16 protein-coding genes are annotated in these 22,891 nt (G+C 72.6%); 5 read left to right on the forward strand and 11 right to left on the reverse strand.

Going from position 1 to position 22,891, the window contains the following annotated elements; translation table 11 throughout:
* Nucleotides 1-73: 73 nt before the first annotated feature.
* From OG430_RS08720 to OG430_RS08735, 4 genes are all read right to left on the reverse strand, one after another.
* Nucleotides 74-6,424, reverse strand: coding sequence for a non-ribosomal peptide synthetase (locus OG430_RS08720; RefSeq protein WP_327351861.1), 6,351 nt, complete (start codon nucleotides 6,422-6,424; stop codon nucleotides 74-76).
* The gene (locus OG430_RS08725) at nucleotides 6,421-9,741 is read right to left on the reverse strand and encodes an AMP-binding protein (RefSeq protein ID WP_327351862.1); all 3,321 of its coding nucleotides are present in this window, start codon (nucleotides 9,739-9,741) and stop codon (nucleotides 6,421-6,423) included. Before OG430_RS08725 ends, OG430_RS08720 begins: the two co-directional genes overlap by 4 nt.
* Nucleotides 9,738-9,983, reverse strand: coding sequence for an acyl carrier protein (locus OG430_RS08730; protein ID WP_327351863.1), 246 nt, complete (start codon nucleotides 9,981-9,983; stop codon nucleotides 9,738-9,740). Before OG430_RS08730 ends, OG430_RS08725 begins: the two co-directional genes overlap by 4 nt.
* A gap of 749 nt (nucleotides 9,984-10,732) precedes the next feature.
* On the reverse strand, nucleotides 10,733-11,104 hold the full coding sequence (locus tag OG430_RS08735; RefSeq protein WP_327351864.1) for a hypothetical protein: 372 nt from the start codon (nucleotides 11,102-11,104) through the stop codon (nucleotides 10,733-10,735).
* On the opposite strand from OG430_RS08735, the gene OG430_RS08740 reads away from it, so the two are divergent.
* Nucleotides 11,091-11,636: a hypothetical protein gene (locus tag OG430_RS08740; protein WP_327351865.1), complete on the forward strand. Its 546-nt coding sequence runs from the start codon at nucleotides 11,091-11,093 to the stop codon at nucleotides 11,634-11,636. The genes OG430_RS08735 and OG430_RS08740 overlap by 14 nt on opposite strands.
* Nucleotides 11,637-12,050: 414 nt before the next feature.
* On the opposite strand, the gene pdxR is transcribed toward OG430_RS08740, so the two are convergent.
* Complete coding sequence (pdxR, locus tag OG430_RS08745) at nucleotides 12,051-13,457, reverse strand: MocR-like pyridoxine biosynthesis transcription factor PdxR (RefSeq protein ID WP_327351866.1); 1,407 nt, start codon at nucleotides 13,455-13,457, stop codon at nucleotides 12,051-12,053.
* Nucleotides 13,458-13,504: 47 nt separating this feature from the next.
* Here pdxR and OG430_RS08750 point away from each other — a divergent pair, with 47 nt between their 5' ends.
* Nucleotides 13,505-14,698 carry an MFS transporter gene (locus OG430_RS08750; RefSeq protein ID WP_327351867.1) on the forward strand — a complete coding sequence of 398 codons (1,194 nt, stop codon included), beginning with the start codon at nucleotides 13,505-13,507 and terminating at the stop codon, nucleotides 14,696-14,698.
* Between the two features lie 76 nt (nucleotides 14,699-14,774).
* Here the strand turns inward: OG430_RS08750 and OG430_RS08755 are convergent, their stop codons facing one another.
* The 3 genes from OG430_RS08755 to OG430_RS08765 all read right to left on the reverse strand — a co-directional run bounded on the left by OG430_RS08755 (nucleotide 14,775) and on the right by OG430_RS08765 (nucleotide 17,367).
* Nucleotides 14,775-15,068, reverse strand: coding sequence for a hypothetical protein (locus tag OG430_RS08755; protein WP_327351868.1), 294 nt, complete (start codon nucleotides 15,066-15,068; stop codon nucleotides 14,775-14,777).
* Between the two features lie 248 nt (nucleotides 15,069-15,316).
* A complete protein-coding gene (locus OG430_RS08760; protein WP_327351869.1) occupies nucleotides 15,317-15,901 on the reverse strand; it encodes a DinB family protein in 585 nt (194 codons plus the stop codon).
* Between the two features lie 149 nt (nucleotides 15,902-16,050).
* Nucleotides 16,051-17,367: an MFS transporter gene (locus OG430_RS08765; RefSeq protein WP_327351870.1), complete on the reverse strand. Its 1,317-nt coding sequence runs from the start codon at nucleotides 17,365-17,367 to the stop codon at nucleotides 16,051-16,053.
* Between the two features lie 89 nt (nucleotides 17,368-17,456).
* Here OG430_RS08765 and OG430_RS08770 point away from each other — a divergent pair, with 89 nt between their 5' ends.
* On the forward strand, nucleotides 17,457-18,434 hold the full coding sequence (locus tag OG430_RS08770; protein ID WP_327351871.1) for an ArsR/SmtB family transcription factor: 978 nt from the start codon (nucleotides 17,457-17,459) through the stop codon (nucleotides 18,432-18,434).
* A gap of 438 nt (nucleotides 18,435-18,872) precedes the next feature.
* On the opposite strand, the gene OG430_RS08780 is transcribed toward OG430_RS08770, so the two are convergent.
* Nucleotides 18,873-19,637, reverse strand: coding sequence for a cobalt-precorrin-6A reductase (locus OG430_RS08780; protein ID WP_327351872.1), 765 nt, complete (start codon nucleotides 19,635-19,637; stop codon nucleotides 18,873-18,875).
* Complete coding sequence (locus OG430_RS08785) at nucleotides 19,637-20,179, reverse strand: helix-turn-helix domain-containing protein (RefSeq protein WP_327359002.1); 543 nt, start codon at nucleotides 20,177-20,179, stop codon at nucleotides 19,637-19,639. The genes OG430_RS08780 and OG430_RS08785 overlap by 1 nt, the downstream gene beginning before the upstream one ends.
* Nucleotides 20,180-20,339: 160 nt before the next feature.
* On the opposite strand from OG430_RS08785, the gene OG430_RS08790 reads away from it, so the two are divergent.
* Nucleotides 20,340-21,470 (forward strand): aryl-sulfate sulfotransferase, encoded by a 1,131-nt coding sequence (locus tag OG430_RS08790; RefSeq protein ID WP_327351873.1) that lies wholly within the window; start codon nucleotides 20,340-20,342, stop codon nucleotides 21,468-21,470.
* A 7-nt stretch (nucleotides 21,471-21,477) separates the two neighbouring features.
* Here the strand turns inward: OG430_RS08790 and OG430_RS08795 are convergent, their stop codons facing one another.
* Nucleotides 21,478-21,903, reverse strand: coding sequence for a MerR family transcriptional regulator (locus OG430_RS08795; protein ID WP_327351874.1), 426 nt, complete (start codon nucleotides 21,901-21,903; stop codon nucleotides 21,478-21,480).
* A 50-nt stretch (nucleotides 21,904-21,953) separates the two neighbouring features.
* On the opposite strand from OG430_RS08795, the gene OG430_RS08800 reads away from it, so the two are divergent.
* A complete protein-coding gene (locus OG430_RS08800) occupies nucleotides 21,954-22,883 on the forward strand; it encodes an NAD(P)-dependent oxidoreductase (RefSeq protein WP_327351875.1) in 930 nt (309 codons plus the stop codon).
* The last annotated feature ends 8 nt before the right edge of the window (nucleotides 22,884-22,891 follow it).

Below are 22,891 nucleotides of genomic sequence, written 5' to 3' on the forward strand. Positions count from 1 at the left end.
GCGGCCGTTTCGGGGGCGCGGCCGGCGAGGCATGCGGTCGGCGAGGCGTGCGGTCGGTCAGCAGCGCGGCCGGTCAGGACCGCAGTCGGGCCAGGTCCTCGGCGGACAGCAGCCCGAAGGCGGACACCTCGCGGGGCTGCTCGGCCGCGGTGGACGCGGTCGCCGGGCGGCGCGCCAGGTCGGCGACGGTCGGGCTGGTGAAGAACCGCTGCAGCGGGATGTCGAGGCCCTGCTCGCGGGCGAGGCCGGTGATGCGGACGGCGTGCATCGAATCGCCGCCGATCTCGAAGAAGTTGTCGCCGACCCCGACCCGGTCGAGCCGCAGGACCTCGGCCCAGAGCGCGGCGAGCTTCTCCTCGTCGGGCGTGCTCGGCGGGATGTAGGCGCCCCGCCCGGTGACCGGGGCTGCGGGCGCGGGCAGTGCGGCTCGGTCCACCTTTCCGTTCGGGCCGAGCGGCAGCGCGTCGAGGGCGACGAACGCGCTGGGCAGCATGTGCTCGGGCAGCCGGCCGGCGAGCACCGCACGCAGAACTGCCCTGTCCGGCACCGGCGTTGAAGCAGCCGAGGTGAGGTAGGCGACGATGCGCCGGTCGCCGAGATCGTCCTCGCGCACGATCACCACGGCCTGGGCGACACCCTCCTGGTCGAGCAACGCGGCCTCGATCTCGCCGAGTTCGATGCGGAATCCGCGCACCTTCACCTGGTGGTCCGAGCGGCCGAGGTAGTCGAGGACGCCGTCGGCCGTCCACCGCGCGACGTCCCCGGTCCGGTAGAGGCGCGAGCCGGGCGGCCCGAACGGGTCGGGCACGAACCGGTCGGCGGTCAGCCCGGGCCGCCCGCCGTAGCCGCGGGCCAGCTGCACGCCGCCGAGGTAGAGCTCGCCCGGCACACCCGTGGGCACGGGGGCGAGCCGGTCGTCGAGGACGTAGGTGCGGGTGTGGGCGATGGGCGTACCGATGGGCAGGCTCGCGCCGGGCCGGCCGGGCGGGACCGAGAACCGGGTGACGTCGACGGACGCCTCCGTCGGCCCGTACAGATTCTCCAGGCGCGCTTCCACGACCTGGTGGAATCGGCGGGCGAGCTCGGCGGGCAGCGCCTCGCCGCTGCACACCACGAGCCGCAGCGAGGCGCACGCGCCGGCCTGTCCGGCGCGCAGGAAGGCGTCCAGCATCGGCGGCACGAAGTGGCAGACGGTCACCGCCTCGCGCCGTATCAGGTCGGCCAGATACAGCGGGTCACGGTGGCCGCCGGGCCCGGCGAGCACGAGCCGGGCGCCGGTGAGCAGCGGCCAGAACAGCTCCCAGACCGATACGTCGAAGCTGACCGGCGTCTTCTGCAACACCGCGTCCGAGGCGCCGAGTTGATAGGCGTCCTGCATCCACAGCAGCCGGTTGACGATGCCGCGGTGCGGCACCTGCACGCCCTTGGGGCGGCCGGTCGAGCCCGAGGTGTAGATGACGTACGCCAGATGGTCCGGTCCGGCGAGCGGTGCGGGCTCGGTCTCCGGGTGTCCCGCGGCGACGTCCTCGTCCACCACCACGACCGTCGGCCCGCCCGCGCCCTGCGGTCGGGGCGCGTCACCGGGGCCGGTGAGCAGCACGGGCGCCCCCGAGTCGGCGAGCATGAACGCGAGCCGGTCCTCGGGATATCCGGTGTCGAGCGGCAGATAGGCGCCGCCCGCCTTGAGCACCGCGAGGAGCGCCACCATGAGCTCCACCGACCGGTCGAGACGGACCCCGACGACGGTGTCCGGGCCGACGCCGAGCTCTCGCAGCCGGTGCGCCAGCCGGTTGGCACGGCGGTGCAGCTCGGCGTAGCCGACCTCGCGGCCCTCGAAGCGCAGCGCGGTGCGCGACGCGTACCCCTCCCCCGCCCGGCTCAGCAGCTGGGTGAGGGTGGCCTCGGGCAGTACGCCGGTCGCGGTGTCGTTCCAGTGCTCGGTCAGCCGGGCCCGCTCGGCGGCGCCCAGGATGTCGACGGCCGCCACCGGCACGTGCGGGTCGGCGACGACGGCGGCCAGGGCGTGCGTGAAGTGCTCCACGAACCGCTCGACGGTGGCCGCGTCGAACAGGTCGACGTCGTAGTCGAGCCAGCCCTGGATCTCCCGGCCGGTGTCGATCATCCGCAGATTGAGGTCGAACTGGCTGTTGGCCTCGGAGACTTCGACGAGTTCCGCGTCGAGGCCGGGCACGTCCAGCGTGCCGAGCTCCACGTTCTGCAGGGCGAACAGCACCTGCGCGACCGGATTGCGCGACAGGTCCCGGTCGGGCACCAGCTCGGACACCAGCTTCCCGAACGGCACCCGCTGATGGGCGAAGGCGCCGAGCGCGTTCTGCCGTACGCGGGCGAGCAGTTCGCGGAAGTCCGGGTCGCCGTCCAGATCGACGCGCAGGGCGACGGTGTTGAGGAAGCAGCCGGCCAGGTCCTCGAACTCCGGGCGCGGCCGGTTGGCGACGGGAGTGCCGACCAGGAGGCGCCGCTGCCCGGTGTACCGGGACAGCACCACGGCGTACGCCGAGAGCAGCGCCATGAACAGGGTGCTGCCGGACTCGGCCGCCAGCGCCCGCAGCCCCGCGGCCGTCTCAGCGTCGACCACCAGCGGGCGGCGCGCGCCCCGGTGCCCCTGGACGGCGGGACGCGGCCGGTCAGTGGGCAGTTCGAGTACGTGCGGTACGCCGTCGAGGTGGCCGCGCCACCAGGTCAGCAGGTCTTCGAGCGCCTCCCCCGCCAGGTCGGCGCGCTCCCAGCGGGCCACATCGGCGAACTGCAGAACGGGACCGGCAGCGATCGCCCCACTGTCGGCGTAGGCGCGGGACAGGTCCTTCAGGAGTACGCCGAACGACCAGCCGTCGAACACGATGTGATGGACCGTCAGGGCAAACAGGTGCTCCTCGTCGCCGACGCGGACGGAGAAGGCCCGCAGCAGCGGCCCCTTGCCCAGATCGAAGGGCTCCTTGACCGACCGCATGGCGGCCGCGATCGCAGCCGACGCCGGGTCGGCCGCGGATCGCACATCACCTCGCTCGACCAGCACCCGCGCCCCCGGCACGGCGCGCTGCACCGGGCTGCCGTCGCGCAGCTCGAACACCGAGCGCAGCACCGCGTGCCGCTCCACCACCGCGTCCACGGCCGACTGCAGGGCGTCCAGGTCCAGCGGACCGCGCAGCCGCAGCACCAGCGGCATGTTGTACGCGGTGTCCGCGGGCCGCAACTGCTCCTCGAACCAGAGCCGTTCCTGGGTCCAGGACAGCGGGGCCGGGAGTTCCGGGTCGACGCGGGTCAGCGGGGCGCGTGCCGCCGTCACCGGATCCTCGCCGTCCGCCGCGCGGAGCAGGGCGCCGAGCGTGGCCACCGTGGGCTGCTCGAAGAGGTCCCGCAGCTGCAGCAGCTCGCCGTCGGTGCGGACGAACCCGCCCCGCAGCCGGGCCAGTACGCGGGTGAGCAGCAGCGAGTGCCCGCCGAGCGCGAAGAAGTCGTCATCGGCGCCTACGCGTTCACGGCCGAGCACTTCCCGCCACACCTCGGCGATGCGCCGCTGCACCGGACCCGAGGGTTCGGCGTACGCACCGGTCGCGGCCTCTTCGTGGCCAAGGGCCCGCAGCGCGGCGTGGTCGACCTTGCCGTTGGCGGTCAGCGGGAGCGTGTCCTGGACGACGAAGGCGGACGGGATCAGGTACTCCGGCAGCAGCCTCGCCAGCCCGGCGCGCACCGCCGCCAGGTCCGGGCGGGCTGCGCCGGTGGCCAGGTGGCCGACGAGCCGGTGATCGCCGGTCGGTTCCGGTACGGCGAGCACGACGGCCCGGGCGATGCCGGGCAGCGTGGCCAGGGCCTCCTCGATCGCGGTGGGCTCCACCCGGAAGCCGCGCACCTTGAGCTGCCGGTCGGCCCTGCCGAGGTGGTCGATGAGCCCGTCGGGCCGCAGCCGGGCCAGGTCACCGGTGCGGTAGACCAGGGTGTCGCTGCGGCCGGACAACGGATCCGGTACGAAGCCGGACGGATCGCCGTCCTCGCTCGCGTAACGCGCCAAGTATGGGGTGCGTACGACGATTTCGCCGATCTCGCCGATACCGGCCGGGCGGTCACCGGCGAGCACGAAGAGCTGCACGCCGTCGATGCCCGGGCCCAGCGGCACGGCTGCCCGCACCGGCTGCGAGGTGTCGACGGTGTGCACCGACACGGCCTGCGGTGTCTCCGTGGCCCCGTACATGTTGAGGATCCGCGCCCCTGGAGCCAGCGCCGACCAGGAGCGCACGGTGCGGCCCGGCAGGATGTCGCCGCCGAAGCCGAGCAGCCGCAGCGCGGGGGCGTGCTCGCCGTGGTCGGCGACGGCCCGGCCGAGCGCCGGGGTGAGGTGCGCGACGGTGATCTCGGCGGTGCCCAGCCAGGCGCCGATCGCCGCCGTGTCCCGTACGTCCGCGGCCGGGAAGACCGCGGCGCCGCCCGCCCACACGGGGGTGAGCACATCGCGCAGGAACGGGTCGTGCCCGAGCCCGGAGAGCACCGCGAAACGGTCGTCGGGGCCGAGGTCGAAGGAGCGTACGTACCAGTCGAGGAAGTGCGCGACCGGCCGGTGCGTGCCGAGCACGGCACGCGGTCGCCCGGTGGTGCCCGAGGTGAAGGCCACGTACGCGGGGTCGTCCGGGCCCGGCGCGGCACCGGTGGGCCCGACCGGCGGAGGGCCGGGCTCGGGCCGCAGGACGGGCCCCTCGGCGAAGGCGGGCAGCGGGTGCCCGGGGGCGCAGTCGAGCCAGGCGCGCGGCGCCAGTTCGGCGGCCCGCGCGGCCAGCGCGCCCTCGGGATACCGGGCGTCGAGGAGGGCGAAGACCGCGCCCGCCTTGACCGTGGCGAGGACGCCTAGGGCGGCGGCCGGGTCGCGGGTGGCGTGCACCGCCACCACATCGCCGGTGCCGACGCCGAGCGCGCGCAGCCGCCGGGCCAGTCCCTCGGTGGCCGCTTCCACCTCCGCGTACGTCCACACCCGGTCGGCGCCGATGAGCGCGGGCCGGTCGGGGTGCGCGGCGGCGTGCCGGGCGAGCCGGTCGAGCAGCGACTCGGTCCGGGCGGCGGCCGGCCGGGCGGCGATCTCCGGCTGGCGGGCGGCCGAGCCGGGGGTGGCCAGGGTGAACTGGGCGAGGGGCGTGGCGGGTTCGGCGGCGGCCTGCGTGAGGACGCCCCGCACCTGCTCCAGGAGCGCGTCGACGCGTGGGGCGTCGTAGAGCGCGGTGTCGTACACGGCCTCCAGGGTGAGAGTGCCGTCGTCCTCGAAGGCGACGTACAGCGTGAGGTCGAATTTGTTGTCGATGTCGCCCGCGGGCAGCGGCTCGACGGTGCAGCCGGGCAGGTCGAGGGTGCCGGTCGGCGGCAGGACGTTGAAGAAGACCTGGACGAGCCGGCTGCGCGACAGATCGCGCTCCGGGGCCAGTTCGGAGACCAGCCGGGCGAACGGCACCCGCTGGCGGGCGAAGGCCGTCAGGGCGTCGTCCCTGACCTGCCGCAGCAGATCGGCGAAGGTCGTGGCGGCGCCGGTGTCGACGCGCAGCGGCAGGGTGTTGAGGAAGCAGCCGACCACGTCGCGGGTGCCGGCGCCCCGCGTGGCGGCCGGGGTGCCGACGATGAGGCGGTCCTGCCCGGTCTGGCGGGCCAGGACCACGCCGAAGGCCGAGAGCAGCGCCATGAACGGGGTGGCCTCGTGCCGCCGGGCCACCTCGCGCATTCCCCCAGCGGTCGCCGCGTCCACGCCGAGGCGGCGGGTGGCGCCCTGCTGGGCGCGTACGGCGGGGCGGGGGCGGTCGGTGGGCAGGTCGAGCACGCGGGGCACCTCGTCGAGGTGGGCGCGCCACCAGGCGACGAGTTCGTCGACGGCGTCGTCGGTCAGCTCCGCGCGCTCGGCCCGCACCGCGTCGGCGAACTGCCCTCTCAGCGGCCGGAATCCGGGATCCGTGCCCGCGTCCAGGGCGGCGTACGCCTGCGACAGCTCCTTGAAGAGAATCCCGAACGACCAGCCGTCGAAAACGATGTGATGCACCGTCATGGAGAGCAGGTGCTCGTCGTCGGCGACCCGCAGGACCAGTGCCCGCAGCAGCGGTCCCGCGGCCAGGTCGAAGGGCGCCCGGGCCTCGCGTCGGGTGGCGTCGTCGCCGGCGGCCGCCGGGTCCGGCAGTCCGCGCAGGTCACGCACCTCGGCGGTGACGCGCAGGCCGGGCAGCACCCGCTGGGTGGGAGTGCCCTCGGTCGCGTCGAAGACGGTGCGCAGGGCGTCGTGGCGGGCGACGACGAGGTCGAGGGCCCGCTGGAGGAGGGCGGTGTCCAGCGGGCCGCGGACGCGCTGCACGACCGGCATGTTGTAGGCGACGTCACCCGGTCGCAGCTGTTCCTCGAACCAGAGCCGTTCCTGGGTCCAGGACAGCGGTGCGGCGTCGGTCATCGTGGGTCCTTGTCGGATCGTGGGTCCGTGTCGGAAGGAGAACGGAGTGGAGAGGTACGGGCCGGGTGGGGGGCCGGTGCGGCGAGGTGCGGGCCGGGTGGCGCGGAGAGGTCGAGGAGTTCCGAGCGGAAGCGGTCGGCGATCTCGGCGAGCGCCTGCGCGTCGAGCAGCCCTTCGGGCGCCAGGACGGCGCCCGTGTAGCTCAGGCCGTCGTCCCACAGCTCGCAGCACAGCTCGGTCTGCGGGCCCAGGGGCGGGGCGGCCAGCGGCGTGAACCGCACGCCGTCCGGGGTCAGTTGGGGCGGCCCGGTGCGCTGGAGGGCGAGGATGTTCTGGTAGAGCGGGGCGCGGCCGTCGGGCGGGCGTGGGGCGAGCGCGGCGATCTCGTCGGTGGGGAGCGCCGGGTGCGCGAGGACGTCGAAGAGCCGCTCCCGGGCGAGGGCGAGCAGTTCGCCGGGCGGCTGCGCGGGATCCGCGGTGATGCGGACCGGCAGACCGTTGGCGAGATACCCGACGGTCCGTTCTTCCTGTGGACCGCGGGTGTCGACGACGGTGCCGATCGTGAGGTCGTACTGCCCGGTGACCTTGGCCAGCGTCCGCCACCAGGCGGCAAGCAGCACGACCAGCGCGGGGCAGCGCTCGGCGGCGGCCAACTCCTTTACCCTCGAGGCCTGTTCACCGCTGAGGCGCACCGGATGTGCGACCACGTCACGGGTCCACAGCTCCCGCATGGACGGCGCAGCACCGTACGGCAGGGCGAGGGCGGGCGCGTCCTCGACCTGGCCGCGCCAGAACGCGCGCTGCCGTTCCCGCTCCGCGGGGGCGAGGCCGGCGTCCTCGGGCGGCCCGGGCGCCGCCGCCGGCGGGGACCCCGCGTACGCGGCGGCCAGGTCCGCCATGACGACGGCGTCGGAGGCACCGTCGTACACGAGGTGGTGGACGCCGATGAGCAGCAGGTGGCGGCGCGGCCCGAGGGTGAGCAACGCGCCCGCGAACAGCGGGCCCCGGTCGAGATCGTGCAGTCCCGCCGCCAGCTCCTCGACGAGCTGCTGCTCCTCCCACTGGCCCCACTCCGCCCGCTCCGGATCGCCCGCGCTGCGGCGGACCGTGAGCGGGACCGGCGCGGCCCTGCCGGCCACGCTGCGGCGGGGACGGGCGCCCTGGCGGGGGAACGACGTCCGCAGGGCGGGGTGGGCGGCGGCCACCGCGGTCAGGGCCTGCCGCAGCCGGTCGGGGTCGAGCGGGCCGGTCACCTCGGTACGGGTGACGACCACATGTCCGGGTGCCCCCGGGGCCAGCCGCTCGGCCAGCCAGAACCGCCGCTCGCCGGGCGAGAGTTGGCCGGTGTCGGCGCCCGCACCCGCACCTATGTGCGTGTCTGTGCCCGGCACGTCGGCGGCCTCGCGCGCGGGGGTCGCCGGGCGCTGTCGTACGAGGTCTTCGAGGGCGGCGACGCTCGGGTGCCGGTACACATCGCGGGCGGACAGCGAGAGCCCGCACTGCCGCGAGAGCCGTGCCGCGACGCGCAGCACCTGCAGCGAGTTCGCACCGGCGTCGAGCAGGTCGGCGTCGGCGCCGAGCGCGGGCAGCGCGAGGATCTCCCGCACCGCCCGCAGCACGGCCGACTCGGAGCCGTCACCGGCGCCGCTCCCGCTGGGGCCGCCTGCCTCGGCGCCGTTGCCGCCGAGGCCGCCGTCCCCTTCCCCGCTCTTGGCGGGGCTGTCTTTTCCGGCTTCACCGGCTTCCCCGGCATCGCTCGTGCCGGGCTCTCCGCCCGCCGCCCCGGCGCCGGGCCGCGCGAGCGCCCACGCCTCGACGGCGCGCAGGTCCGCCTTGCCGGTGGGGCCCAGCGGTACCGGCTCCAGGTGCAGGAACCGGTCCGGTCGCAGATAGCCGGCCAGCGTCGCCGCGGCGTGCCCGCGCAACCGCGCGTCCGGCAGCGCACGGCCCGACCCGGTGACGTACACGCAGACCGTGCCGACGACAGTGGACCGCTCATCGCGCACCGGCACCAGGAACGCCTGCCGCACACCCGGGAGTTCGGCGATCCGCCGTTCCACCTCGCCCGGCTCGACCCGATGCCCCCGGATCTTGAACTGGCGGTCCAGCCTGCCGAGGAAGGAGAGCCGCCCCGAGCCGTCGAGGACGACCCGGTCGCCGGTGCGGTACGCGCGCAGCGCACCGTGGCCCGGCAGCGTCAGCGTGGCGAAGCGGCGCTCGTCCTCCTCGGGCCGGGCGAGATAGCCGAGGGCGAGCCCGTCACCGGCCACCCACAGCTCCCCGGCAGTCCCGTGCTCCACCGGCCGGCCCGCCGCGTCCAGGACGGCAAGGAGCGTGCCGCGCACCGGAGAGCCCAGTGGAATCCCGTACGGGCCGTCGTCCAGCTGCCTGCCGATGTCGTACGTCGACACGAACACCATGGACTCCACCGGGCCGTAGCCATTGGTGAGGCGCAGCCCGGGGAAGCGGGCCCGCAGCGCGGCGACATGCGGCTCGGACAGGCGCTCACCGCCGGTCATCAGGTGCTGGATGCCCTCGAACGCGTCGATGTCCTCGTCGACGAGGAGATTGACCAACGAGCTGGTCAGCCAGGCGGTGTTGACCTGCTGTCCGCCGATCAGCGCGCGCAGCCCGTCGGGCGTGAGCAGCCGCTCGGCCGGCACCACACAGCACCCCCCGTTCATCAGCGGCCCGAACACCTCCAGCGCACCGGCGTCCCAGTAGGGCGCGGCGAGCAGGGGCATGACGGTCCCGCGTCCGAACGCGGCGAACCCGCCGTCGACGAACGTGCGGACGAAGGCACGGTGCGGTACGACCACGCCCTTGGGCCGCCCGGTGGAACCGGAGGTGAAGAACACGCAGGCCGCATCCCCGGCACCGGGCATGCCGGCCGTCGCGTGCCCGGGTGCTGCGGCACGGACCGCCCTGACCCGGGCGCCGTCGGTGTCGACGGCGTCGAGCACGACCGTGGCGTCCAGGTCGGCGAGCACCCCGTCGACGCGCTCGGCAGGCCAGTCGGGGTCCACCGCCGCATAGGCCGCGCCCGCGAGCAGCACACCCAGCGCGGCGATCGCGAAGGCCGCGCCGGGAACGGCCCTGACCGGCACGAACGCACCGGGCCGTACCCCCGCCCCGGTGAGCAGATCGCGGATCTCGTAGGCGCGCCGCACCAGTTCGGCGTACGTGACCCGGTCCTCGCCGGGCCCGCACAACGCGGGCGCCTGCGGGAAGCGGGCCGCCTGCGCGAGCACCGCCGCGTGCACCGTCTCCTCCTCCCCTATGGGCGCACCGGGGCGGACGGCGATCGAAAGGCTCACGGCAGACGGGGGGCGTCGGCCAGCGCGTCGGCCAGTTGCGCCGGCGTCAGTTGCAGTACGTCCGTGAAGTCGGCCTCGATCTGCCAGGTCTCCTCGATCCGGGCGACGACGAGGACGGCATGGAACGAGTCGCCGCCCTGCGCGACGAACGAGGCGTCGGCCACCGCTTCGCCGCCGAGTACCTCGGCGACTATGCGGAGCACGTTCTCCGGGTCCAGGGCAGGACGTTCTACGAGCTCCATCTGTGGTGTCTCTCCGATGAGTTGGGGTGCGGCACGGGGCAGGACAGGGCGCGGCACGGCAGCGTGAACCGGCCGCGGAAGGCGACAGCAAAAGGAAGGGAAGAAGGGCAGGAAGCCAGGAACCAGTGAGGAGCGGAGGCAAGAGTTCGCCTGCCGACGCAAGCCCCGCGAGAGGGCGAGAAGGGGCGTGGATCAGGCGGTGTGCTGCTGCACGGTCAGGCTCAACACGAGGAGGACCACACGCGACCGAAGTCGATGTGGTTGCGGGTGACCAGCGGCAGTGGTGCGGGCATGGCGCCAGTGGAGCACCGGCGCGTCGGCCCCGTCAACAGACTCCAGGCTTGGCCGGATGCTTGCCACACCGCGTTCACACTGCCGTAGTGGAGCGCTCTCGGACGTGGGTAAATCCCACTCGCCCGCCCTCGTCTTTGACTCAACTACCGCTAGGGCGGCGGGAGCCGGCGAGGGTGTCGCCGATGCGGAGCCCTGCTGCGGCCTGCGGGCTCCCCAAAGGAGGCATGGACCCGAGCACCCCGAGTAGATCAACTCGCCCCGCCTACAGCGCCACAGGGGACATGGCCGTCCTCGGTCATGCTGCCCGCGGGGAGCCAGCGGCGGGGGAAGGCCGTGGCCAACGTGCTGTCTGGTCTCGCTGGGGATGGAGCATCAGTTCCGTGCCGACGCCACATCTGGGGTGCGCGTCCACCGTGGCCACGGCAACTCACTGATCGCCTTGCGTGACCTTCCCGTCAGCCAGGGGAGCAGTGTTGCTGGTGCCCAGAGACCGTGGTCGCGCTCTCTCCGGGCGTTCCCGGCTCTGAAGCCGCGGGTGCCTGGGCGGCCTTCGGCGAGGGAATCGCGAAGGCGATCAGCACCCCGAGCAGGGTGAGCCCGGCCGACACATGAACGGCCGTCTGCAAGCCGCCGACGAAGTCCGCGATGCCCGAGCGGCTGGCCGGTGCCGCGATGGCGACCAGGACGGCCAGGCCCACGGCGCTGCCGATCTGCTGCGATGTCGAGGCGGTCGCCGAGGCCACGCCCTGCTGCTCCGGGGCGACGCCGGTTGCGGCGGCCACCCACATGCCGGTCCAGGTGACACCTTGGCCGATGCCCAGGAACACGATGGCGGCGAGCAGCGGGGCATACCTGCCGTCACTCCGCGCCTTCCTCGTCGGCCGTATCACGTTCCTCGTGATGGCCGGGATCATGGTGATCGGCGCGTTCAGGGTCATGGACGCCGCAGCCGAGACCGAGTGGAGCGACGACGAACTGGCCTCCGCGGTACGGCAGGGCACGGCCCAGTTGGACGGATCCTCCTTCGTCGGCGAGCTCGGAGCCGGTGACGGTGACGCGGGTGCCACCGGGCCCGGCTCCGCCTCCGACGCCACGACGATCGAGGACGTGGTCCGCGAACACAGCGGCGGCGAGGCCCCACCGTCCGGCGTCTCGGCTGAGCCTGTGGAACCGCACACAGCAGCCGACGCCCGCTACACGGTCACCGCCTCCGGCACGGAGGCCACCTTCTGCATCAGCGTCCGCCAAAGGCGGTCGAAAGCCGACGACTACCAAGGCGTGGGAGTGGCCGGTGGCCAGAGCTCCGTCACCCTGCCCGGCCACAGGCTCGCCGCGACCAGCCACACAGGACCATGTTGACCGCCCTCACGGCACCGTCAACATAGGTGCACAACACGCAAGTTGATGGGTCCGGGGCCCGGACGAGTCGCCCAGCGCCAACCTGGCGTACGAGCGTTGCGCATGGCCGCGTGCACCGCACCAGCGCATCGGTCACCCTGCCTGCAACGTCTCGCCGCCCCTTCCGGCGGGCCGTACGAACTGCACCGGGTACGACCGGGATGCCCGTCAGGCTCGGCGTGCGCAAGGCCTCGCCCCCTCCGCCCGTCGGCACGCATCCGCGCGCCGAGGGATCAGTCACTACCTCGGGCCAGGACTTACAGACGTACGTCGACTGTCATCGCTGGGTGTTCGCTCACCGCCGCGGGGTGCCGGTGGCTTCGCCCTTGACCGCGCCAAGGCCGCGTCGTACGGCGATATGTCACCCCAGGCCCCTCACCCCCCATGGAGGAGGTCGCCCACGGAGGCGATGCCCGCCGCGATGGCGCGCTCATCGACGTTGCCGAATCCAAGGACCAGTTGGACCGGCGTGCGCAGATGCGCCGAGCGGCAGGCGCTCATCCCGTAGAGGCCGACGGATCTGGCCCGGGCGGCGGTGATGACGGCCAACTCGTCGGCCGGCTCGCCGAGATGCGCGACCGCATGGAACCCTGCTGCCAAGCCGGTCACCTCGACACCGGGGGCATGTTCGGCGAGCGCTTCCACCAATGCGGTACGTCGGGCGGCGTACTTGGTTCGCATCCGGCGCAAGTGCCGGTCGTAGCGGCCGGACTGGATCATCGTCGCGAGGGCGAGCTGGTCGAGCGTGGGTGAGCCGCGGTCGTCGAGGCGCTTGAGCGCGGTGATGTCCTCGGCGAGCGCGGGAGGGCAGAGCAGCCACCCGATGCGAAGCGCCGGCACGAGGGATTTGCTGACGCTGCCGATGGAGACCACACGGTCCGCGGCGAGTCCCTGCAGTGCGCCGACCGGCTCCCGGTCGTAGCGGAACTCCGCGTCGTAATCGTCCTCGATGATGACCGCGTCGGCACGCCTCGCCCATTCGATGAGTGCCAGCCGGCGCTCGGGGGCGAGTGCCACGCCCGTCGGCCACTGGTGTGCGGGGGTGACGATGACCGCTCGGGCATCGGTCGCCACGAGCGCCTCGACGTCGATGCCGTGCTCGGCGACCGGCACCGGGACCGCCGTCATACCCGCCGCCTCCGCGGCCCCGCGTACGGCGGCGGGTGAGCCCGGATCCTCGTACGCGACGCACCGCACTCCTGTCCGGGCCAGGGCGCGCAGGGCCAGGCCGAGGCCCTGCGCGTACCCCGAGCAGATGACGATCCGTTCGGGGTCCGCCGCGGCGGACCGCACCCGCCGCAGATAGCCGGCCACAACCTCACGCAGTACGGCGCTGCCGCGCGGGTCGCCGTAGTCGAGCGCGGTCACCGGCGCGGCCCTGCCGGCCTCGCGCATCGCCCACAGCCAGTCAGCGAGCGGGAATCCGCTCAAGTCCGGGACGCCCCACCGGAAATCGGCCACGAGGCCCGGTCCCGCCAGGGGAACTGTGGAGCGAGTCGGCGGCGCACCCTCCCCTGCCGCCACCCGGGTCGCCGAGCCGGCCCGGGCGGACAGGTATCCCTCGGCCTGGAGCTGGGCGTAGCAGTCCTGTACGAGCCCGCGTGAAAGGCCTAGCGCGCGGGCCAGTTCGCGCGACGAAGGCAGCCGCTCGCCGACTTGCAGGCGCCCCGTCCTGATCGCGTCGCGGACCTGGTGTTCCAGTTGCCGTCGCAAAGGTTCGGCACGCTCGCGGTCGATGTCGAGAAGAAGCTCGGGCGACAGACCGGACCACTCAAGGCGCATGGAATTGGACCTTACCGATGGTCCGCCCGCCCCTCTAGCGTCCTTGCATGGCCCAGACGACCGATCCGCAGCCCGCAGAATCCACTTCCGAACGACCCCGGCTGGTGACCCGGCCGCTACTCGTGCGCTTTGTGTCGATCATCGGCGCCTCGGCGAGCTACTACCTGCTGTTGTCGGTCGTTCCCCTGTACGCCGAGGAGTCCGGCTCGGGCGGCGGCGCGGGGCTGACCACAGGCGCGCTCATGTTCGCCACAGTCGTCGGGGTGCTGCTCAGCCCCCGGCTGCTAGCCCGCTTCGGTATCCGTGTGACGCTGGCGGCGGGTCTGTTCCTACTCGGCGCGCCGGCGATGGCACTGACCGCCTCCGGGCACATCGGGTGGATCGTGGCGATCTGTATCGTGCGCGGTCTGGGCTTCGCCGTCACCCTCGTCGCGGGCGGCGCGCTGACGGCGTCGCTGATCCCCCCCGAGCGCCGGGGTGAAGGGCTGGCGCTGGTTGGCATCGTGTCCGGAGTGCCGACGCTGGCAGCCCTGCCGCTGGGCGTGTGGCTGACGGCCCACGTCGGATACGGGCCGGTGTCGGCGGCCGGCGGCCTGGTCGCGCTGGCCGCGATCCTCACGGTTCCCGCCCTGCCCTACCGGGACGCTGCCGAGGGGAAGCAGCTCGGTCTGATCACCGGATTCCGCACTGGGCACCTCGTCCGGCCCGCCGTCGTCTTCGCGGCCACCGCTCTGGCCGCGGGGATCATCGTCACCTTCCTCCCACTCGCCGTGCCGTCGGCGTCCACCGGGCTCGTAGCGGTGGCCCTGTTCGTGCAGCCCACCGCCTCGACTGCGGCCCGCTGGGCCGCCGGCCGGCACGGCGACCGGCACGGAACTGCCAGGCTCGTCCTGCCCGGGCTGCTCGCCTCGGCACTGGGCACGCTCATGCTGACTCTGACGCACAATCCGATCGCGGTGGTAGCCGGAGTGGCCGTCTTCGGCATCGGCTTCGGCATCGCCCAGAACGCCACACTGTCCCTGATGTACTCGCGCGTCCCCAGCGGGAGTTACGGCACGGTCAGTGCCATGTGGAACTTCGCCTACGACGCGGGCATGGGCGCCGGCGCCGTCGGCTTCGGCCTGCTGGCCGGCGGGACCGGCTACTCACTGGCCTTCGCCTGCACCGCCGCCCTGATGCTCACAGCCCTGGCCCCCGCCCTGCGCGACCGAGCGACAGCCGCCGCTCCGGACCTCCGGTGACGTCGAGTCAAAGACGCCGAGATCCAGGTCGGACCTGGTCTGAGCGGCGGGTGCGGTTGACTGGTCTTGCCTCCAATCAAGCGCTCCGTCGCTCTGACGGCCCTGGCCGCAGCCCTCCCCCTCCCTGGCGGGTGCAGCGCAAGCCGAGCCGGGCCAACGCTGCCTTGAGCCTGGCAAGTTCAGGCCCCGCATCCTTGGCGGGCATCTTCCACCGGAACGCCTGCCCCTCGCCGTCCACGTAGATCAGCGTCCCGCTGCGTTGCGCCTCGGTCAGGTCGAAGACCTGGCTGCGCCACTGGAAAGTTCCGGGCTGAATGGGCCCGGCGTTGGTGAAGCCATCAGCGTTGACGCCGGCCGCGTTGACCGTCATGTCGTCGATGGCTTCACCATCGGGCGCGACCCACTGCCAACGCCATCGCGCTCTGGACGACCCGATACATCGACGCCGCCGGCGCCCTGCGCCCGCTGAGCGACGCGGACGGGCTCGAGCTGAACGAGGACGGCGAAGGGGTGGACTGAACGCCCACATCGGGTGACGCGGGCACCTCGGGTGGCCGGGTGCTCGGAAATCGCACGTGCCGGTAGGGGAGCTGATCTCAGGCTGCCTGGTACGTCCGACTAAGCCTTGGCTGCTGCGGCCGACCTGGCGGCCCGCTCGATCTTCGCGCAGTGGGCCGCACGGGCTTCCTCGTCGATCGGCTTCTCGTGTTCGGCGCGCAACCCGGTGCGGCCGTCGAGGCCCTCGCGCAGGATGTCGGCGTGCCCGGCATGCCGGACGGACTCGACGAGGACATGGGCCATGACGGCGAGCAGGTTCGTGTTGGGATAAGGCTCCGGCCACCACGGCACGTGGCCGGGGGCGTCGGGGGGAAGCTCGTTGATCGTCGCGTCCGAGTGTTCCCACGTGCGCCGGTAGAACCCGGTGATTTGCTCGCGGGTCTCGTCCTCGGTCGCCCACTGATCACTGCCGTCGGAGTCCTGCCACCGGGGCAGCGGTTCCGGGGAAGGGCGGTCGAAGACCTCGCCGAAGTACCTGGCCTCGACGGTGGCCACGTGTTTGACCAGGCCGAGGAGGTTGGTCCCGGTCGCTGTCAAAGGTCGGCGGGCGTCGTATTCGGACAAGCCGTCGAGTTTCCAGAGCAGTGCCTCGCGGTCCCGCCGCAGTCTCCCGTGCAGGTCGTCCTTCGCGAATTCATCGATCATGCGGCATGAACCTTCCATGGGCTGTTCGTGGTCTCAAGATCCCGTACGTGGTCCGCAACGGCTGGCAGAGCCGAGTGACCGTCTGTCAGAGAGATGTGGGGGTGGGGGTGGGGTGTGTGACGGCTTGTGGCTGACCCGGCCTGCGACGGTTACTGCGCAGGAGAGTTACACGCATGCTGTTCGGTGCCGTTCTCTGATCCCGTTGAGTGGTTGGGGACGGGGCGCGGGGAGGTGGGCGGGTGCCAGGTGAGAATCCAGCCGGCGGTAAGTGCCGCCGCGCCGCCTGCCAGGGCGATTGCGCCGCCTGTTCCGATGCCTGCGGCCACCGCGCCGAAGCAGGCCGGCCCGACGCCCTGCAGTGTCATGCTGCCGGAGCCGAGCAGCCCGAAGGCCTGGCCCTGGCCGTCCTGCGGCAGGGCGTCCAGGAACGGCCGTTGCAGGCCGAGAGCGTAGGCGAATCCGAAGCCGCAGAGCAGCAGCAGACAGGACGAGACGCCCACTCCGGGCTCGGCGGCGAAGCCGACCAGCGGCAGTCCCATCAGCGCAATCAACGGGACTACCAGTCGCTCCCGGGTGGGTGGCCGTAGGAGCCGGCCCACCAGCAGGTCACCGACCAGCATGCCGACCGGCAGACAGCCCATCAGCACCGCGTACCAGCCGGGCGCGAAGTGGCGTCCTCCCGCGTAGGCGACGATCAGGCCTTCCGCGCCCGCTACGAACGCGGGAGGTAGCCACTGGGCCAGCATCAGGCGTCGCACCGTGTCTCCGCGCAGCAGCAGGCCGGCACCGTGCAGGCTTGTGCGGACGGTCCCGCCATCGCCCCGGGCGCTGCCGGGTGTGCCGCCAAACTCTCGCGGCTGCAGCCGGGGCAGCCGGATGCGGATGGCGAGCGCGCAGCCGAGGTAAAGGGCGGCGCTTACCGCGAGCGCCCGGTGCGGGCCGAGTGCCGCGACGGCCGCACCGCCCAGCGCCAGACCGAGCAATTGTGCGCCGGAGGCAGCGATGTTGTTCAGTGAACGGCCCAGTACATAGGCATCGCCCTCCAGCCACTGTGCGACCAGCCGGCTCGACGCACCGTGAAACACCGGTGTGGCGAGGGCGACCAGCGCCACGACACCGAGGCTTGCCGCGATCGGCATCCGCACCAGGGCGAGCAGCAGGGCGGCGGCGCACTCCAAGGCGTAGCCGCCGGCGATGAGCGCGCGGGGCGGCAGTCGGTCGGCCAGCGAGCCCAGCAGCAGCGAGCCGAACAACTGCGGGAGGAAGCCGATGCCGAAGGCCAGTGCGCTCAACAGCGCGGAGCCGGTGGTCGCGAAGACCAGCACCGAGAACGTGGTGATCCGCAGCGAGTCCGCGGTGATCGCGACGGTGCGGGTCGAGAAGAGCAGCCGGAATCGCGGCTCGGCCAGCACCTCCCGGTAGGTGGCACGGTGGTTGCCCTGCGCGGGTTCGGCGGTGAGGGTCATGACGCCGAGCCTCGCCCTGTGCCCACACCACTCACCAATGATTCGTCGCTGGACGAATCGGAACAGGCGTCTGGCGGTAGCATGACTGGGTGCTGCGCTTCGAAGTGTCCGTCGAGGACCTGCTGCGCAGCCGCTTCGCGCTGTCGCCCGCGACGGACCTCGTCCTGCTGCTGCGCTCGCTCGCCGGCCAGAACCGGCCGCTGCCGCGAGCCTGGGCCACCCGGCTTCTGCCGGCCTTTGAACGGCTTCGCCGCGAGACCGAACTGGACGCCGTCCTCGCGCTGCAAACCCCGCAAGGCGGACCGAACTTCGTCGCCCCGCCCCCGCGCGGCCTCAACCAGACCTGGGCAGACGACCTGGCCATGATCCGGGCCACACCGCTGGAAGTGGCCCGCCACGAGTTCGCCGCCGCCGCGACCGGCCCGTCCGCGCGTGATCCCCGCGTACGCGCAGTGCTGGACTCGACGGACGCCGTCTCCAGGATCGCCGAGGCGATGGACCAGGCGTGGCAAGAGCTGCTCGCCCCGGACTGGCCGCAACTGCGCGCGATCTGTGAGCGCGATGTCGTGCACCGGGTGGGTGTGATCGGCGAGCACGGATGGGCCGCGACCATCGAGAGCCTGCACCCGGGCATCGTCTCGCGCGCCGGCGGTATCGAGATCGGCTTCTTCCGAGGCGGAACAGTCCGCCTCGCCGGCGACGGGCTCCTGCTGATCCCTTCGGTCTTCGTCGGGAATGTCGCCGCCCACCTGGAAGACCCCTGGCCCAGGACCTTGGTCTATCCGGCCCGCGGCACCGCCGCCCTGTGGGGCGAACAGGAGACCGTCCCCCAACCGGACGCGCTGACCGCTCTGGTCGGCCGGGCCCGAGCCCGGCTGCTGTTGGCGCTGGACGCCCCGGCCAGTACCAGCCACCTCGCCCGAAGCCTCGCCATGGCACCCGGCGCGGTAGGAGACCACCTCGCCATCCTGCGAGGCGCGGGGCTGCTCGTCCGTGCCAGGTCCGGACGGTCGGTGCTCTACCGGCGCACCCCGCTCGGCGAGGCGCTGGTCGCCGGTTCGGGCTGAGGGCTCAGATCAGCACTGCTCTTTTGAGGCGCCGCCAGCCTGTCAACGGCCAGATCAAAGTCTCCGTTGACAGGCGGCCAACGCGTCAGTTCCATGAGTACCCCCGCCCACTACCCCGTCACAGCATGACGATTGCCCCAGCAAGTCAGTGGACTCGATCACCGGACGGCAGCCCTTGCGGCGGTTGGTGGTCGTCTGCCTGTTGTCCGTCGCGGTGAGGCGGATCGTGACCGGTGACCTCCGCCGGCGGGGATGGGTTCCGATCTTCGTGATGTCGACGTGGGCCATCGAGGCGGCCAGGCCCAGGATCGGACCGTTCCGGGCGGGACCGCGCCTGCGGGTCCGGCGGAAGTCGCACGCGCGGACGCTCGACGTCGGCCGGTGTCCGGTGCGGCGTTGTGCGTGACCGCCTGTCATCGGCCTCCGTCAGGTGCACGCCTAGGGCCTGTGCGCGACGGTCAACAGCCACTCGAGCGCGGCCTCCGCGTCGGCGGCAACCGGGACGCCCTGCGGGCAGGCGGGCCGGCGGACCACGACCACGGGCAGTCCGAGGTGTCGCGCGGCGACGAGTTTGGCGGCCGTGGCCGCTCCCCCGCTGTCCTTGGTGACCAGGACGTCGATCGCGTGCTCCCGCAGGAGCGCCGTCTCGCCCTCGACGGTGAACGGGCCCCGGTCGAGGACCACTTGGGCGTGCGGGGGCAGGGGCGGTTCGGGCGGCTCCACGGAACGTACGAGGAAATGAAGTGAGTCCAGCTCCCGCCCACAGAAGGCGGAGAGCCCGAGCCGGCCCGTCGTGAGGAAGATCCGCTCCCCCAACTCGGGCAGCAGCGCGGCCGCCTCGGCCAGGGAGGCGACCGAGTGCCACGTGTCCCCCGGTCCGGCCTGCCAGCCGGGGCGGCGCAGTGTCAGGAGCGGTACGCGGGCTGCCTGCGCGGCCTCTGCGGCGTTCGCGCTGATCGCTTCGGCGAAGGGGTGCGTCGCGTCCACGAGGGCGTCGACGCGGTGTTCGCGCAACCATGCCGTCAGGCCCTCGACGCCGCCGAATCCGCCGATGCGTACGTCGCCGGGGAGCGCCCCGGGGCGAGCGACGCGGCCCGCGAGGGAGCTGGTCACGTGCAGGTCGGGGCGGTCCGCGAGGGCGGCCGCGAGGTGGCGGGCCTCCGTGGTGCCGCCGAGGATCAGGACGTGCGCCGGCGACCGCATCACGGCATCCGGTCGTCGGTGACCTGTACGTGGTCGGCGATGCCCACGACCAGGACGCGCGTGCCGGGTTCGAGTGGGCGCCAGCGGTGCTTGATGCCGCCCGCGCAGTACAGGGTGTCGCCCGCCCGGAGGTGGTGCGTCGTGCCGTCGGCCTCGACCTCGGCGGAGCCGTCGGCGACGTAGAGGATCTCGTCGTTGCGGTGCACGAGCTCGCGTCGGCCCGCGTGGGCGCCGGTGAACTCCAGGGCGTGCAGCCTCTGTTGGCCGCGTACGAGTGGGCGCATCCGCCCGGGTGTGCCGTCCCCCGCGTCGTCGTGAACTGCGGCCGATTGCCGGCGTACGACATCCACCGGGCGCGGCGCCTCGGCTGCGGCGAGGAGCTGCACGGCCGTCGTGCCGAGTGCGTCGGCGATGCGCTGGAGGGAGCCCATGCTCGGCCGGGAGCGGCCGTTCTCGACCTGGCTGAGGAACGGCACGGACAGGCCGGTGCGGGCGGCCACTTCGGCCAGGGTCAGGTCGAGGGCGCGGCGGCGCCTGCGCATGCCGGGGCCGATCCGGGGCTCGTCCGCCTCACTCACGCCGCGCTCACGTCTCGCTCATCTCACTCTCCGAACCGGGGGTGGGGCAGAAGCCTACCTCTCTGCTTAACTCCTTCACTGTCACCAAAGAAAGTTAAGTAACTCTGTCCCTGGGGGGTTCCTCATGCCTGCTGTCGACCAGAACCAGCGCCGCCGTCGCGGCACCGGACTCATCGCGCTCGACGAGGAGCGCAGCTTCGGCGGCTACACGCTCTTCGCGCCGCTCACCGGGACCGGCGAGGTCCATCTGATCGACGCGCACGGAGAGGTCGTGCACCGCTGGGACCTTCCGTACCGCCCGGGCCGCCACGCGCGCGTCCTGCCGAACGGCAACCTCGGCTACAACGGCGTACTCCCCGACGAGCCCGCCCTGTTCCCGATGTGGCACAAGTACCGCGGCGGCATCATGCAGGAGGTCGCCCCGGACGGCACGGTCCTGCGCGAGCACCGGGACCGGTACCAGCACCACGACGCGCACCACTACGGCGACGGCCGGCTCCTCTACAGCGCGCTTGAGCCGCTGACGGGGGCCGAGGCGGCAGCCGTACGCGGTGGGGTGCCCGGCTCCGAGGCGGGCGGCGACACCATATGGGCGGACACCATCAAGGAGGTCGACGCGCAGGGCCGCACCACATGGGAGTGGCGCGTCGCCGAACACCTCGACCGGGACGGCTTCCCGCTGCACCCGGACTACTCCCGCGAGCACTATCCGCTCATCAACAGCGTGCTCCCGCTGCGCGACGGCAACATCCTGGCCAGCCTGCGCAGCGCCTCCGCGGTGATCGTCATCAGCCGCGCCACCGGCGAGGTCGTGTGGCGTACGGAGCCGGGTGTCGTGAGCCAGCAGCACTGCCCGACCGAGCTGGACAACGGCAACTTCCTCGTCTTCGACAACGGCGTCTACCGGCCCGGGAACGACGTGCCGTTCAGCCGCGTCATCGAGGTCGAACCGGCGAGCGGCAAGGTGGTGTGGGAGTACCACGATCCGGCGCGCGAGGCGTTCTTCGCGCCCTTCATGGGCAGCGCGCAGCGCTTGGCGAACGGCAACACCCTGGTCACCGACTCCCCGGCGGGCCGCCTCTTCGAGGTGACCGAGGACGGCTATCTGTGCTGGGAGTACGTGGTGCCGTTCTTCGGCGGTTACCGGGAGCGCGAGGTGAGCGCCCTCTTCCCGGCGGAGCCGAACGCGGTGTTCCGTGCGTACCGGTACGCCGCCGAGGAGGTGCCCTGGCTGCGGACGGATGCCCGGCGCTGAAGGGGGGTCAAGACGCGGCAGCGATCTCGTCGACAGAGGCGGCGTCGCCGGTGCCGTCGAAGGGCGGATAGCTCTCGCCGCCCATGCGCTCGGCCGCGTCCACGTACGCGGCGAGCGCCTCGCGGGACCGGGCGAGCGTCTCCATCTGGTCGTCCAGCCGCTGCAGCCGTCCCCGCATCGCGGCCAACAGCTCGGGGCATCCGGGGAGTTGGGGTGCCTCGCCGACCGCGCAGGGCAGCACGTAGGCGATGTCCTCGGAGGACAGTCCGGCACCGAGCAGGTGCCGGATCTGCTTCACCCGCAGCAGGGCGCCCTCGTCGAACTCGCGATAGCCGTTCGCCCTGCGGTCCGCCGGCAGCAGGCCCTGGGCCTCGTAGTAGCGCAGCTGGTGGGCGTTGACGCCCGTCCGGCGACTCAGTTCCCCGATACGCATCAAAAACCTCGCTTGACCTTCACACCGGTATCAACGTTGACGATGTTGCCATGAACAACGCAACCGATACCGCTACTCCCGTTACCGCCGCTCCCGCGACCGCTACTCCCGTGACAGTCATCGGACTTGGCCTGATGGGCCAGGCGCTCGCCGCCACCTTCCTCAAGGCCGGGCATCCCACGACCGTGTGGAACCGTACGACCGCCAAGGCCGACCAACTGGTCGCGGACGGCGCGCAATTGGCGCCCACGATCGGCCACGCGGTCAAGGCAAGCCCTCTGACGATCGTCTGCGTCACCGACTACCGGGCGATGTACGAACTGCTCGACGCGGGCGACGTCGAACGGGTCGAACTGGACGGCACGATGCTGGTCAACCTGACCTCGGGCTCCTCCGCCCAGGCCCGGGAGGCCGCCCGCTGGGCCGAGCGGCGCGGCGCCCGTTACCTGGACGGCGCCATCATGGCCATCCCGTCGGCGATCGGGACGGCCGAGGCGGTGATTCTGCACAGCGGGCCGCAGTCGGACTTCGAGGCGCACGAGTCGGCGCTCGCCGCGCTCGGCACCGTCAGCCATCTCGGTGCGGACCACGGGCTCGCGTCCCTGTACGACGTGGCCGGACTGGCCATGATGTGGAGCGTCCTGAACGCCTGGCTGCAGGGCACCGCCCTGCTCAGGACCGCCGGTGTGGACGCGGCGACGTACGCCCCGTTCGCGCGGCAGATCGCCGCCGGTGTCGCCGAATGGCTGCCCGGGCACGCCGAGGAGATCGACAGCCGCTCCTTCGCGGCCGAGGTGGCGGCCCTGGACACCCATGCCCGGTCGATAGACCACCTCATCGAGGAGAGCGAGGCGGTGGGCGTCAACGCCGAACTGCCCAGGCTGATCAAGGCGATGGCCGACCGGTCGCTCGCCGCCGGACACGGCGGGGAGCAGTACTCCGTGCTGATCGAGGAGTTCGAGAAGCCCCGGACCGACTGAGCGGTGAA

The sequence above is a fragment of the Streptomyces sp. NBC_01304 genome (assembly GCF_035975855.1).
Taxonomy (GTDB): Bacteria; Actinomycetota; Actinomycetes; order Streptomycetales; family Streptomycetaceae; genus Streptomyces.

What these genes read in the sequence shown, in the direction of transcription:
- OG430_RS08795 (WP_327351874.1), bottom strand. Translation starts at nt 21,903, where the DNA reads ATGCGTATCGGGGAACTGAGTCGCCGGACGGGCGTCAACGCCCACCAG.
- OG430_RS08720 (WP_327351861.1), bottom strand. Translation starts at nt 6,424, where the DNA reads ATGACCGACGCCGCACCGCTGTCCTGGACCCAGGAACGGCTCTGGTTC.
- OG430_RS08730 (WP_327351863.1), bottom strand. Translation starts at nt 9,983, where the DNA reads ATGGAGCTCGTAGAACGTCCTGCCCTGGACCCGGAGAACGTGCTCCGC.
- OG430_RS08750 (WP_327351867.1), top strand. Translation starts at nt 13,505, where the DNA reads ATGGCCCAGACGACCGATCCGCAGCCCGCAGAATCCACTTCCGAACGA.
- OG430_RS08780 (WP_327351872.1), bottom strand. Translation starts at nt 19,637, where the DNA reads ATGCGGTCGCCGGCGCACGTCCTGATCCTCGGCGGCACCACGGAGGCC.
- OG430_RS08765 (WP_327351870.1), bottom strand. Translation starts at nt 17,367, where the DNA reads ATGACCCTCACCGCCGAACCCGCGCAGGGCAACCACCGTGCCACCTAC.
- OG430_RS08785 (WP_327359002.1), bottom strand. Translation starts at nt 20,179, where the DNA reads ATGCGCAGGCGCCGCCGCGCCCTCGACCTGACCCTGGCCGAAGTGGCC.
- OG430_RS08800 (WP_327351875.1), top strand. Translation starts at nt 21,954, where the DNA reads ATGAACAACGCAACCGATACCGCTACTCCCGTTACCGCCGCTCCCGCG.
- OG430_RS08790 (WP_327351873.1), top strand. Translation starts at nt 20,340, where the DNA reads ATGCCTGCTGTCGACCAGAACCAGCGCCGCCGTCGCGGCACCGGACTC.
- OG430_RS08760 (WP_327351869.1), bottom strand. Translation starts at nt 15,901, where the DNA reads ATGATCGATGAATTCGCGAAGGACGACCTGCACGGGAGACTGCGGCGG.
- OG430_RS08740 (WP_327351865.1), top strand. Translation starts at nt 11,091, where the DNA reads ATGCCCAGGAACACGATGGCGGCGAGCAGCGGGGCATACCTGCCGTCA.
- OG430_RS08755 (WP_327351868.1), bottom strand. Translation starts at nt 15,068, where the DNA reads ATGACGGTCAACGCGGCCGGCGTCAACGCTGATGGCTTCACCAACGCC.
- pdxR (WP_327351866.1), bottom strand. Translation starts at nt 13,457, where the DNA reads ATGCGCCTTGAGTGGTCCGGTCTGTCGCCCGAGCTTCTTCTCGACATC.